This window comes from Pseudoalteromonas sp. S1608 (genome assembly GCF_005887265.1).
Lineage (GTDB): Bacteria > Pseudomonadota > Gammaproteobacteria > Enterobacterales > Alteromonadaceae > Pseudoalteromonas > Pseudoalteromonas undina.
This window is the reverse complement of the sequence record NZ_PNDK01000021.1, coordinates 1-13166: the sequence shown is the minus strand read 5'-3', so window position 1 is coordinate 13166 and position 13166 is coordinate 1. Positions and strand designations below refer to the sequence as shown.

At 40.0% G+C, this 13166-nt stretch carries 11 protein-coding genes; 5 read left to right on the top strand and 6 right to left on the bottom strand.

Annotation, left to right across the window (positions count from 1 at the left end; genetic code table 11):
* A partial coding sequence (locus CWB75_RS19135) for a hypothetical protein (protein WP_212750900.1) occupies positions 1-199 on the top strand: 199 nt, incomplete at its 5' end.
* A 137-nt stretch (positions 200-336) separates the two neighbouring features.
* On the top strand, positions 337-1152 hold the full coding sequence (locus CWB75_RS10570; RefSeq protein ID WP_138570623.1) for an amino acid ABC transporter substrate-binding protein: 816 nt from the start codon (positions 337-339) through the stop codon (positions 1150-1152).
* Here the strand turns inward: CWB75_RS10570 and CWB75_RS10565 are convergent.
* On the bottom strand, positions 1149-2072 hold the full coding sequence (locus tag CWB75_RS10565; protein WP_138570622.1) for a V-type ATP synthase subunit I domain-containing protein: 924 nt from the start codon (positions 2070-2072) through the stop codon (positions 1149-1151). The two genes, CWB75_RS10570 and CWB75_RS10565, sit on opposite strands and share 4 nt — an antisense overlap.
* A 319-nt stretch (positions 2073-2391) precedes the next feature.
* Between CWB75_RS10565 and CWB75_RS10560 the strand changes: the two genes are divergently transcribed.
* On the top strand, positions 2392-3291 hold the full coding sequence (locus CWB75_RS10560; protein ID WP_054200741.1) for a substrate-binding periplasmic protein: 900 nt from the start codon (positions 2392-2394) through the stop codon (positions 3289-3291).
* Between the two features lie 73 nt (positions 3292-3364).
* On the opposite strand, the gene prpF is transcribed toward CWB75_RS10560, so the two are convergent.
* The 5 genes from prpF to CWB75_RS10535 form a co-directional block, all read right to left on the bottom strand.
* On the bottom strand, positions 3365-4537 hold the full coding sequence (prpF, locus tag CWB75_RS10555; protein ID WP_138570621.1) for a 2-methylaconitate cis-trans isomerase PrpF: 1173 nt from the start codon (positions 4535-4537) through the stop codon (positions 3365-3367).
* 12 nt (positions 4538-4549) lie between these two features.
* On the bottom strand, positions 4550-7159 hold the full coding sequence (gene acnD / locus CWB75_RS10550) for a Fe/S-dependent 2-methylisocitrate dehydratase AcnD (RefSeq protein WP_138570620.1): 2610 nt from the start codon (positions 7157-7159) through the stop codon (positions 4550-4552).
* 94 nt (positions 7160-7253) lie between these two features.
* Complete coding sequence (gene prpC, locus CWB75_RS10545; RefSeq protein ID WP_138570619.1) at positions 7254-8381, bottom strand: bifunctional 2-methylcitrate synthase/citrate synthase; 1128 nt, start codon at positions 8379-8381, stop codon at positions 7254-7256.
* A 25-nt stretch (positions 8382-8406) separates the two neighbouring features.
* Positions 8407-9285 carry a methylisocitrate lyase gene (prpB, locus tag CWB75_RS10540; RefSeq protein WP_138570618.1) on the bottom strand — a complete coding sequence of 293 codons (879 nt, stop codon included), beginning with the start codon at positions 9283-9285 and terminating at the stop codon, positions 8407-8409.
* A 70-nt stretch (positions 9286-9355) separates the two neighbouring features.
* Positions 9356-10069, bottom strand: a complete 714-nt coding sequence (locus tag CWB75_RS10535) for a GntR family transcriptional regulator (RefSeq protein ID WP_138570617.1) — start codon at positions 10067-10069, stop codon at positions 9356-9358.
* A 264-nt stretch (positions 10070-10333) separates the two neighbouring features.
* On the opposite strand from CWB75_RS10535, the gene rsmF reads away from it, so the two are divergent.
* Together rsmF and CWB75_RS10525 are read left to right on the top strand one after the other, a co-directional pair.
* On the top strand, positions 10334-11773 hold the full coding sequence (rsmF, locus tag CWB75_RS10530; RefSeq protein ID WP_138570624.1) for a 16S rRNA (cytosine(1407)-C(5))-methyltransferase RsmF: 1440 nt from the start codon (positions 10334-10336) through the stop codon (positions 11771-11773).
* Positions 11774-12628: 855 nt separating this feature from the next.
* Positions 12629-13000 (top strand): GxxExxY protein, encoded by a 372-nt coding sequence (locus CWB75_RS10525; RefSeq protein ID WP_138570616.1) that lies wholly within the window; start codon positions 12629-12631, stop codon positions 12998-13000.
* Positions 13001-13166: the final 166 nt, after the last annotated feature.

Genomic DNA, 13166 nt, shown 5'->3' with positions numbered 1-13166 from the left:
TGGTTCGAATCCACCCAGTCGTACCAATCTTCATATCTACACTATTAAAAAAGAAAGAGCACTACCCTCTCTACATATCTACACAATAAAAAAGAACGTAGGTCGGTTAAGTGGCGAAGCCACGCCACCCGACATTGGTGAAACACCCCAACACCAAACACCACCCAACATAAAGCAAAACTGCACCGATATTGGTTAATATCCAACACCGTCTGATGACATCCATTTAATCACCCTGCAAAGTCAGTATTTATTGCTTGATAATTCATACTATGTTAACAAATAGACTATCTTTTAAATTAATACATCAAAAGCACGCTAAGAAAGGATTTAACTATGAAGTTTGTTACGCTCATTTTACTAGCCTTACTTGGCTTTTCAGTTGAAGAAGCTCATGCAAAAACGGTGGTTAAAGTAGGTGGCTATGAGTTCCCTCCTTATATAGAAATTGTTGATGGGCGTGCTTCTGGTCTTACCGTTGAATTAATAAGCGAGCTCAATAAAATACAGTCTTCTTATCATTTTGAATTAGTACTAACCACGCCTATTCGTCGCTTTAAGGATTACCAAAAAGGCCTATTCGATTCGGTTTTTTTTGAGAACCCGAACTGGGGGTGGCAACAAGGGAATAATGTAATTAGTAACTCCCCTGTTATAGCCATAGATACAGAAGTATTTATTGCTTTAAAGCAATTTGCAAAATCTCAAGCCTGGTTTGAAAACGTAGAAGATAAAACCTTGGTGGGTATTTTAGGCTACCATTATCCGTTAGCTAATTACGAAAGTAGCCCCTCAGTTCTTGAAAACGAATATAAAATGACTTTATTAAGCAGCCATAAAAGAAGTATTGAATTAGTATTAAAAAAACGCAGCGATTGCGCTATTGTTACTCGCTCTTACCTAAATCAATACTTTAGCAAGCATCCAAAAAGCAAGCGTTTGCTACTTGTGTCTGAGCGAGTTGCACAAACCTATAATCATCAGTTATTACTCCGCCCAAACCACACGCTAGATATAAGCACCTTGTATAAATGGGTAAAGCAAGCACTCACACAAGGCAATATTGCAGATAGGCTAAAGCAACTTGGGCTTCAACAATCCCCTCTAACTACACCTTTACTGCTCACTAGCCAAACAAATACTGCTAATTAATGACAGTAACTAGAAAACTTACTATTTTCATCATTTGTCGCAAACTCAACTAATGTCATTAGCAAATCACTGTGCTTATGCGTAAACCCAGTATTAGAAAGACGCTTTTCTAAATAGGAGGTAAAGTTTTTTCGCTGCTGGTGTTGGCTTTGTAACTTAATTAAAAGCTCTGACTGTTTTTGGTTAATTAATCGTGTCTCGTATATCGGGTCTTCATCTGGCCAATTCTCTACTGGAGAGCCCTTTTGTTGAAACACAAAATCACTCAACGAGCGTTCTATTTTATTATAATCATGTTCCCCTAGCAGTTTTTCTATCTCTTTTAGTAAACTTGAGTACAACACCCGAGGAAAAAGCTTATAAAAATCATGATTTTTGAAAGACTCACCAGAGGGCGTTTGCTGCCAATTTTCAAAGCTTGCTCGTAAAGCATGTACTAATATACGCCCTACATAATGGCTTTTTTGAAACGAAACGCCTTGCGACTCTAATCTCGATAAAACATGGTTTAACCGTTGCTTTAAACTACGTACTTCTAGTTGTAGTTCGCTTTTTTGAGTCTCTAGTAATTGTATTTCGTCAGCACTTGTTGTTATTTTTTGTTCTAACTTATTTATTTTAACTTGTGCACCATGAAACAAATCACGTGTATCTTTGAGCTCGGCCAATACACTGGCATTTTGTAATTTTATAGGCGAATTACCATCGCCTTTATAGGTTATGGTCTGTTTACTGTTTTTTAATGCTTCGTTTAACGCGCGCTCTAATTTACTGTCTATTACTTGACCAGACTTACTGCCTTTAAGCAACGTGGTTAGAGTTAAAGAAATATGCTTTTGATACCAATTTTGGATGTGCTCACACTGCACATCAGATAAATTAGCAAATGGATTATCTTCACTTATTGGCTTATTAGCCATAAAAGTTCCCTCTAGTAAAAACACCTTTAATTATCATACCAACTCAATTGAAATGGTGATTTATTACAGCACCTAGAAATAGAGTAATATGAAAATTATTTATATAGTTGTTCTATTTAATACGATTGAATGTTCATGTTATTAATAAGATAAGTACTAAATCGTATTTAAGTTAAATTACTTGTATTCGCATGTTAATAGTTATCGCTTTTTAAGGCTATATTTAATTGTATGAATACTAAAAGAACCTTACCATTTAAGTTGTTTATTCCAGATAACACACTAAACTTAACTGTACATATAAAAATGCATTATCCTTATGAGAATATTTTTAGTCGCTACCTTATTTATTTCACTTTTTGCTTACGCAGATCCTGCGCCAGTAACTTACACAGTTAATGATAAAAATATCACTCTTCCTGGCGAAAAATACAAAAGCGGTTACGGTTATAATTTAGAGGCTGATACCGTCCTTCGTTTAGTCACTCTCAACTGGCCTCCCTACATAGACGATAACTTATGCAATAAAGGCTGGCTATACCAGCTCACAGTTAGCATGCTGGTAAAGCGTGGTTATGGCGTTCATATTGAATTTTATCCTTGGGCGCGTGCAGTTCGCGAAGCAGAGCTAGGCAAGGCCGATATATTATTTCCTGAGTACTATATTGACGACGATGTCATATCCGAAAATATTCTAACAAAAACACGAAATCAGTTATTGGCGCTATCAGAACCTATTCCAGGCGGCGATTTATCATTTGTTGCGCTAAAGGATCATACTATTGACTACGATGGCAGCATTAACTCTGTAAAAAACCGAGTGATGGGCGTCGTTCGTTCATACAAAAATAGTGCTAAACTCGATGAACTTATTGATCAAGGTGAAATAAAAACCATTGTGGCAAACAGTGAATATCAGCTTATTCACTTGCTATTAAACGGTCGTGTTGAGCTTATTGTTGCTGACTTAGAAGTACTTAAAGCCAGCGTTTACAAGTCACTTTTATCAAATAGAGATAAAAAAAGGATGCTAAATGCGCTCGTTGCATTAATGCCAAGCATTGAATACAAAAATCTATATTATTCTGTAACTAAAAGTGCATCACAATGGCAATCTATTTTGGAAGATATAAATACTGAAATTGCGAATATGCATGCAAACAATGAGTTTGATAGCTTTATAAAAAATAAAAAACAACAGTGTTATAACCTTGGATAATTAACGATTTGTTTTAAACTACATGGTAACTATAAAGCTGATGCTCTCAAAGCCATCAGCTATTATATAATGTTTAAAAATCAAATGGCGCTTTTACCCAGCCTTCCATTAAAACACGCGCGCTGCGGCTCATACTGGCTTTGCTAACCTGCCATTGGTCATTTGTAACCACCGCCTCTGCTCCCACTTTTAATGTGCCCGAAGGGTGACCAAAGTTAACTTCATTAATAGCACCACCACCGGCGGCTAAATTAACTAATGTTCCTTCAACTGCCGCAGCAGTACCAATAGCGACAGCGGCAGTGCCCATCATTGCATGATGTAACTTACCCATTGACATAGCACGGACTAACAAATCGATATCACTTGCATTAACCTGCTTACCACTTGAGGATATATAATCATGTGGTGCAGCCACAAATGCCACTTTAGGTGTATGTTGGCGTGCTTGTGCTTCATTAATATTATTAATTAAGCCCATTTTTACTGCCCCATGGGCACGAATGCTTTCAAGCTTAGTGAGTGCGGCTTCATCAGCGTTTATGTCATCTTGTAGTTCAGTACCGGTATAACCAATATCACTGGCATTTACAAAAATAGTTGGGATACCAGCATTGATCATAGTTGCTTTTAACGTGCCCACGTTTGGAACTTCTAAATCATCAACTACATTGCCTGTTGGAAATAGCGCACCATCACCATCAGCAGGGTCAATAAATTCAAGCTTTACTTCAGCGGCAGGAAAGGTAACACCATCTAACTCAAAATCACCGGTTTCTTGTACTTCACCATTGGTCATGGGCACATGCACTAAAATACTTTTTTTAATGTTAGCCTGCCATACACGCACAATAGCAATGCCATTATCAGGCACTCTACCTTTATCAACTAAACCATTACTGATGGCAAATGCGCCCACTGCAGAGGTTAAATTACCGCAGTTGCCACTCCAATCTACAAAAGGTTTATCAATCGCGACTTGGCCAAATAAGTAATCAACATCGTGATCGGGTTGCTCACTTTTACTTAAAATAACCGTTTTACTGGTGCTTGATGTTGCGCCACCCATACCATCGGTTTGTTTACCGTATGCATCTGGGCTACCAATAACGCGCAATAATAAGCTATCGCGCGCCTCACCTGCCACTTGGGCAGGTGCAGGTAAATCTGTTAAATTAAAAAACACGCCTTTACTGGTGCCACCACGCATGTATGTCGCTGGCACTTTAATTTGTGGTTTAAACATAAATGTGCGTCCTTATGATGCTTGCGTAGCTTCTAAAAAGTCTTGCGCAAAGCGTTGTAACACACCGCCTGCAGCATAAATAGAAAGCTCTTCTTGCGTGTCTAATCGGCACTTCATTGGTACGTTTAATACCTCACCATTTTTACGTGTAATAACCAGTTCCAAAGTTGCTCCTGGTGTTGGCTCACCCTTTACATCGTAGCTTTCGCTACCATCTAGGTTAAGTATTTTACGCGTTGTGCCAGGCTTAAACTCAAGCGGCAAAACGCCCATACCAATTAAATTAGTACGATGAATACGTTCAAAGCCTTCAGCTGCAATAACCTGAACACCAGCAAGCCTTACGCCTTTTGCTGCCCAATCGCGAGACGAACCTTGACCATAGTCAGCACCGGCAACAATAATAAGCGGTTGCTTACGTTGCATGTAGGTTTCGATGGCTTCCCACATACGCGTGTTTTCACCTTCTGGCTCTATGCGTGCGTACGATCCTTGCTTCACTTCGCCGTTTTCATCCAATACCATTTCGTTTAATAATTTAGGATTGGCAAACGTGGCGCGCTGCGCGGTTAAGTGATCGCCTCGGTGCGTTGCGTACGAGTTAAAATCTTCTTCTGGCACGTTCATTTTAGTTAAGTATTCACCTGCCGCGCTGCTTGCCATAATCGCATTAGAAGGTGATAAATGATCGGTGGTAATGTTATCGCCAAGTACCGCTAATGCACGCATACCACTCATACTGCGCTCGCCTGCTAATGCCCCTTCCCAATAAGGAGGACGGCGAATATAGGTACTTTCTGGGCGCCAGTCGTATAGTGGGTCGTTATCTTCGCCGTAATCAACGGTTAAGTTAAACATAGGCTCGTATACTTTTCTAAACTGCTCAGGCTTAACGCTTTGCTTGATCACTGCATCTATTTCTTCATCAGATGGCCATAAATCTTTTAAGGTTACATCGTTACCTTGCTGATCTTTACCGAGGATGTCTTTTTCTATATCAAAACGGATGGTCCCGGCAATTGCATAAGCAACTACAAGCGGTGGAGACGCTAAAAATGCTTGCTTTGCATACGGATGAATACGACCATCAAAGTTACGGTTACCCGAAAGCACCGCTGTTGCGTATAAATCGCGATCAATTACTTCTTGTTGAATTTTAGGGTCTAGTGCACCACTCATACCGTTACAGGTAGTACAGGCAAAACCAACAATACCAAAACCAAGCTGTTCAAGCTCTGGTAATAAGTTTGCATCTTCAAGGTACGATTGCACTGCTTTAGAACCTGGTGCCAATGAGGTTTTAACCCAAGGTTTACGCATTAAACCTTTTGCATTCGCGTTTCTCGCTAATAAACCTGCAGCAATTACATTACGTGGGTTACTGGTATTCGTACAACTAGTAATAGCGGCAATAATACACGCGCCATCAGGCATTAAACCCTCTTCGTTTTCAACAACGCCCGAAATACCTTCTTTAGCTAAATCGCTAGTTGATACACGACGATGCGGATTTGAAGGCCCTGCAATGTTGCGCCCTACACTTGATAAATCAAATTTAAGTACACGATCGTAATGCGCTGTTTTTAAGCTGTCGCTCCATAGCCCTGCTGTTTTAGCGTAGTTTTCTACTAGTGCAATTTGCTCTTCATCACGACCAGTTAAACGTAAGTAATCAATAGTTTTATCGTCGATGTAGAACATAGCGGCGGTTGCGCCAAATTCTGGGGTCATGTTCGAAATGGTTGCTCTATCACCAAGAGTTAGTGCATCAGCCCCTTCACCGTAAAACTCAAGGTAAGTCGATACCACACGTTGCTCGCGTAAAAATTCGGTAATAGCCAATACAATATCGGTTGCAGTTATGCCAGGCTGGCGTTTACCGGTAAGCTCCACGCCCACAATATCGGGTAAACGAATATACGATGCGCGCCCTAGCATTACACTTTCGGCTTCAAGGCCGCCCACGCCAACAGCAATAACACCTAATGCATCAACATGCGGTGTATGGCTGTCGGTACCTACTAAAGTGTCTGGGAATGCAATACCATCACGGTTTTGAATAACCGGCGACATTTTTTCAAGGTTAATTTGATGCATGATGCCATTGCCCGGCGGGATCACATCAATATTTTTAAACGCAGTTTTAGTCCAGTTTATAAAATGAAAACGATCATCGTTACGTCTATCTTCAATGGCACGGTTTTTCTCAAACGCTTCAGGGTCAAAACCTGCGTGCTCAACAGCTAATGAATGGTCAACTATCAGTTGAGTAGGTACAACCGGGTTTACTTTTGCAGGATCGCCGCCTTTCGCAGCAATAGCATCACGCAGGCCCGCTAAATCAACTAGAGCGGTTTGCCCTAAAATGTCATGACACACAACGCGTGCCGGATACCATGGAAAATCTAAATCTTGTTTACGCTCAATAATTTGGCTAAGCGCATCGTTAAGCATATCGGGTTCACAGCGGCGTACTAAATTTTCGGCAAATACACGCGAACTGTAAGGCAGTGTGGCGTAAGCGCCTGGCTTAATGGCATCAACCGCAGCTTGAGTATCGTAGTAATCTACATTTGAGCCTGGTAAAGGCTTACGGTATTGGGTGTTATTAATAATGGTCATAATAAATTCGCTAATTTGGTGACGGAGGAGAGTGCGGTAAAAGCGTTATAAACAATAAAAGGTGAGCCGAGTGCTCACCTTAAACGCTAGCTAATTAGCCTCTTGATTCAATTGGCGTGTAGCTGCGCGCATCTGGCCCTGTGTAATCTGCACTTGGGCGAATAATACGGTTATTTGCACGTTGCTCTTTTACGTGAGCAGTCCAACCGGTTACTCGGCTCATTACGAAGATAGGCGTGAACAACTTAGTAGGAATACCCATAAAGTGGTACGCCGAAGCATGGAAGAAATCGGCATTACAGAATAACTTCTTCTCACGCCACATTACTTCTTCACAGCGAACTGATACTGGGTAAAGCACATCGTCACCCACTTCTGCGGCTAATTTTTCAGACCATTTTTTAATAATAACATTACGCGGATCCGACTCACGGTAAATAGCGTGACCAAAGCCCATAATTTTATCTTTACGCTCAAGCATGCCCATAAGCGCGTCTTCAGCTTGATCAGCACTGCTAAAGCTTTCAATCATATCCATTGCGGCTTCGTTTGCGCCACCATGTAATGGGCCACGTAAGGTACCAATTGCACCAGTTACACAAGAATGGATATCAGAAAGCGTTGACGCACACACGCGACCAGTAAAGGTAGAGGCATTAAATTCATGCTCTGCGTACAAAATTAGTGATACATTCATCACTTGTGCAAATAATTCACTTGGCGCTTTATCGTGTAATAGCGTTAAAAAGTGTGCGCCTACTGAATCATCATCAGTTTGGGTTTCAATACGAACACCGTCATGAGTAAAACGATACCAGTAACAAATAATACTTGGGAAAATTGCCACCATGCGGTCAATTGCATCGTTTGCTTCGCTAAAGTCATTTTCCATTTCAAGGTTACCTAGCATAGAACAACCAGTACGCATTACATCCATTGGGTGTGCGTCTTTAGGGATGTTCTCTAGCACTGTTTTTAGTGACTCAGGTAAACCACGTAAGCTCTTAAGTTTAGCTTTGTACTCTGCCAGTTCGCTTGATGTTGGTAGCTCGCCGCGTGAAAGTAAAAACGACACTTCTTCAAACTGCGCTTTTTCAGCCAGTTCGCTAATGTCGTAACCACAGTAAGTTAAACCTGAGCCTGTTTGCCCTACTGTACATAATGCCGTTTGTCCTGCTACTTGACCACGTAAGCCTGCGCCACCTAATGCTTTACCTACCATGATTTGTCTCCTGTTGAATTTTTTATTATTTGTCAGATTTTGCTGAAAAAAGGTTATCTAGCGTGTTTTCGTACGAGTGATAATCTAAAAAGTCGTAAAGCTCTGCACGCGTTTGCATGCTTTCAATTTGGCTTTGTTGCGACCCTTCATTCAAAATAGCCGAGTACACATTAAGAGCCGCTTTGTTCATAGCTCTAAATGCACTTAATGGATAAAGCACCATTTCTACACCCACATCGCTTAACTGCTCTTTGGTATAAATTGGGGTTTGGCCAAACTCAGTAATGTTGGCTAAAATCGGCACATTAATCGCTTTGCTAAATGCTTGGTAATCAGCAAGGTCGTGAACGGCTTCTGCAAAAATGGCATCGGCCCCCGCTTCAACACACGCTGCTGCACGGTCTATTGCTGCATTTAAGCCTTCTTTTTGAAATGCATCAGTACGCGCCATAATGTAAAAATCGCTATCGGTTTTAGCATCAACTGCGGCTTTAATACGATCTACCATTTCAGCTTGAGTAACTATTTCTTTATTAGGACGATGGCCACAACGCTTTTGCGCTACTTGATCTTCAATATGAAAGCCTGCTGCACCTGCTTTAGTCATTTCTTTAACGGTACGGGCAATATTAAAGGCTCCGCCCCAGCCTGTATCGGCATCAACTAATAATGGTAAATCGCTAGCGCCGGTAATACGGCGAATATCTTCAAGCACGTTATCAAGGCTAGTCATACCTAAATCTGGCATACCAAATGAGGCATTAGCCACACCTGCACCCGATAAGTAAATAGCCTGATGGCCCATTTTTTCAGCCATCATTGCGGTATACGCGTTAATAGTACCCACAACTTGTAACGGATGGTTATTTGCAATTGCCTGTTTAAACTTTAATCCTGCTGACATTACCTTCTCCTAACTTTGAACGGGGCTACTCTTTGGCAGCTTAGTATTTTTTAATAATGTTACATCTGTACTAGTTAGCCATTTCATTTTGAGTGGCTTGTAATGATTTATATCCATCAAATTTTGTTTGTATATTTGCTTGAGAAGCACTGATATGGCGCTTCATTAGCATTTCAGCGAGCTCACCATCATGATTTTCTATGGCGTTAATAATGGCTAAATGTTCGTCAAACGCTTTCGATACGCGTGGCCCAACCATACCCATTTGTACACGGTACATTCTTATTAACTGGTACAGGTCGTGGCATAACAAATGTATTAAATGAGCGTTTTTACTGCCTTTGATTATTCTGTAATGAAAGTCTAAGTCGCCTGCTTCTTGATAGTACGACTCACCTTCTTTAACACGCTGAGTTTGCAAATGCTGATTCAGTAATTGTTTCAAGCTTTGTACTTCATCGGCTGCCATATTGTCGGCAGCTAACCTACAAGCAAGTCCTTCAAGGGCACTGCGCACCTGATACACTTCAATTAAACGCTCTGCGGTTAATGCAACAACACGACAACCTATATTGGCTTTACGCTCAACTAAATAACAACTTTCTAAACGGTTTAATGCCTCTCTAAGGGTTGCACGGCTTACACCATAACGCTTTGCCAGTTCAGGCTCTGATATTTTACTGCCTTGTGCAATACTGCCTTCTACAATTTCGCGGCGCATATCTACAAACACTTTATCGGAAGCGGTTGTAACTGCGGTATCGTTTAAAAAGTGCTGTGTCATAAAGTATTTTTATATTGTCGACAATTTATGGGTTAACTATGTGCTTATTAGCTAACAGTGTCAACCCTAAAAGTGCTAAGGATGAGCAAAAAACCACCACATTGTCGACAGCATTAGCCAAAAGTATAATAATTTTTAGTATTGAGTGTGTTTTTCACAATAAGGTGTCGACACTTTCAAAGTGCTACTATTTCGACTTTAACACTGAAAATAATCGCTAAAAATGCTATTATCCGCCTTTAATTTTATTGTATGAGCCAAATCGTGGACGCTAACACTTATATCCCCAAGCAATTTATTGACGACGTAAAAACTTATCTGCCTGAGCACCTTACGTTAGATGATTTTTTAAGTGCCTGTCGTCGACCTTTACGTAAGTCTGTTCGCGTTAATACATTAAAAATGAGTGTTGAAGAGTTTAAGCAACAAGCGGCTAAAAAAAACTGGCAACTTACCGCTATTCCTTGGTGCGATGAAGGTTTTTGGCTAGAGCGCCCAAAAGATGAAGAGCAAAATTTAGCGCTGGGCAATACCGATTTACATTTAAGTGGCGCAATGTACGTACAAGAGGCAAGCTCAATGTTGCCGCCAATGGCACTAAAGCACAGCCTGCAAACTAGTAACACTGTACTCGATATGGCCTCTGCGCCAGGTTCTAAAACCTCACAACTAGCTGCACTAATGAACAATCAAGGTGTTTTGGTTGCAAATGAGCTGTCGTCATCGCGCTTAAAAGTACTCAGTGCCACGCTAAAGCGAATGGGGGTTGGTAATTGTGCGTTATCGCATTTTGATGGCGTGGTATTTGGTAATTACATGTTTGAATGCTTTGATAGTATTTTGCTTGATGCGCCCTGTTCAGGTGAAGGCACAGTTCGTAAAGACAGCGATGCATTAAAAAATTGGTCTATCGAATCAAATGTTACTATTGCCCAAGTACAAAAAGATCTGATTAAAAGTGCATTTTACGCACTTAAACCTGGCGGTACATTGGTGTATTCAACCTGTACATTAACCCCTCTCGAAAACCAGCAAGTGTGTGATGCATTGCTAGAAGAATTTGGTGAGTACATTAAGCCAGAGCCTTTAAATGATCTTTTCCCTGGCGCAGAAAAAGCCACTACAGACGAGGGCTACTTACATGTTTGGCCGCAAACCTTCGACAGCGAAGGCTTTTTTATTGCTAAATTTAAAAAGCACAGCAGCTGCGAAAACCAAAATCTAAAAGTTAAAAAAGGGGCATTCCCCTTTACTGATTTTGATAGTAAACAGCAAAGTGCGTTTATGAGCTCTCTCAAAAAGCAATTTGGTTTAACAAGCCTGCCAGGCACTTTAATGCAGCGCGACAAAGAGCTTTGGCTGTTTCCAGATGAATTTGAAGCGATACAAAACAAAATTAAATATGCTCGATTAGGTATTCAGGTTGGTGTTATTCATAAAAATGGGGTACGCCTTGCTCACGAGTTTGCCACCGTATTTGGTAAGCAATGTAAAAGTAATGTATTGGAATTAACCAATCAACAAGCCAGTGATTACTTTAATGGTAAAGACATTCGTTTGGATGAGGTTGTTAAGGCAACTGGCGAAGTGATCCTGACCTTATGTGGTTGCCCTATTGGTTTAGGAAAGTGGCAAAAAAATAAGGTTAAAAACTCACTACCTAGAGATTTGGTGCAAAATACGCAGTTAATAAACTGGGAGTAAACCCTAACTTAAATGTAACAAAGGTGTGCATAACAAATGTAACCCACTGTAATTATTGCAGTATAAAAAACGAACAAAAATGTGTATTTTTGAAGCTTTTGACTATACTTAAATAACTTTCTTCTTCTCCCTAAGAATCTGAAAGTGTCTTTAGTTAGCGCAGGGCTCACATGTGAGCCCCTCTATAACCCAGAGTTCCTTATAGCTCTGGGTCTTTTTTTGTCTAGACAAAAGTTAACGGGCTTCGGGGATCGGGTTACGAGCTTAATCCCGAAACTTGCCCTAGCATTACAATTAGATCTTTAAGAGAAATTATGCACAAAGAGGTTATGAGTCGCTACGCTTTTAGAGATAGTGTCAAAACAATTAATCACTTCGGTTAGTGGCTTTGGTTTCTCATTTACTTCTCATTCGCTTCTCTCAGTGCAATAAGATCTTTAAGAAAATTATGCACAAAGAGGGCTAAGAGACGCTGCGCTTTTAGAGGATGACACTTAAAAATCAGAAGCTGTACTTTTCACGCGGGCAAGCTCAGCGTCTATCTATAAGTTATGAGCTCTACTTAAGATCTGTTTGATCTACTCATTCGCTTCTCTCAGTTCAATTAGGTCTTAGTGAATTATTCATATAAAGGATGAAAAGGCTCGGCGATTTAGAGGACGTGACAAATACAGAATATTTTAATTAATAACTAGGCCTAGTATTTAATGTTTTCTCATACAATTTTCTATGTTAGGTAAGCTTTGAATTGTTGTGTAAAGGATAAATTACTTTACTAAACTATAATCAGTCTAAATCAATACAAGCAGAAATAAAAAATCTAACTCTTAAAGTTACCATTGAATAAGGATAATCATGCACATTGACGAGTTAACACAAATAGTTATTGGCTGCGCTATAGAGGTACACAAAACCTTAGGCCCTGGCTTATTGGAGTCAAGCTATGAATCTTGTTTAATGTATGAGTTATGTCAGGCTGGGTTATTTATTAAAAATCAAGTTGAACTACCAATAATTTACAAGGAACAATATATTGCAACAGGCTATAAATTGGACATTTTATTACCAAATGAATTAATAATTGAACTGAAGGCCGTTGATAAACTACAACCTATTCACTCAGCGCAGTTGATTACATATATGAAGCTATCAAATATAAATACGGGCTTACTAATTAACTTTAATACACTAAAGTTGGTAGATGGTATCAAGCGCTTTAATTTATGATTTTTCAATCAACTTGATAGTTAATATTCTCTTAAGTGAAGATGCACAAAGAGGATTAAGAGGCGCTGCGCTTTTAGAGGTAGTAACAAAATAATTATTCAATTGGATTAGGGCTTTGGTTTCTCATTTACTACTCATTCCCTTCTCTCAAGATAGTATATTATGT

Excerpts from the sequence above, each read along its gene's own strand:
- CWB75_RS10570 (WP_138570623.1), top strand. The coding sequence starts at position 337 with ATGAAGTTTGTTACGCTCATTTTACTAGCCTTACTTGGCTTTTCAGTT.
- CWB75_RS10565 (WP_138570622.1), bottom strand. The coding sequence starts at position 2,072 with ATGGCTAATAAGCCAATAAGTGAAGATAATCCATTTGCTAATTTATCT.
- CWB75_RS10560 (WP_054200741.1), top strand. The coding sequence starts at position 2,392 with ATGAGAATATTTTTAGTCGCTACCTTATTTATTTCACTTTTTGCTTAC.
- prpF (WP_138570621.1), bottom strand. The coding sequence starts at position 4,537 with ATGTTTAAACCACAAATTAAAGTGCCAGCGACATACATGCGTGGTGGC.
- acnD (WP_138570620.1), bottom strand. The coding sequence starts at position 7,159 with ATGACCATTATTAATAACACCCAATACCGTAAGCCTTTACCAGGCTCA.
- prpC (WP_138570619.1), bottom strand. The coding sequence starts at position 8,381 with ATGGTAGGTAAAGCATTAGGTGGCGCAGGCTTACGTGGTCAAGTAGCA.
- prpB (WP_138570618.1), bottom strand. The coding sequence starts at position 9,285 with ATGTCAGCAGGATTAAAGTTTAAACAGGCAATTGCAAATAACCATCCG.
- CWB75_RS10535 (WP_138570617.1), bottom strand. The coding sequence starts at position 10,069 with ATGACACAGCACTTTTTAAACGATACCGCAGTTACAACCGCTTCCGAT.
- CWB75_RS10525 (WP_138570616.1), top strand. The coding sequence starts at position 12,629 with ATGCACATTGACGAGTTAACACAAATAGTTATTGGCTGCGCTATAGAG.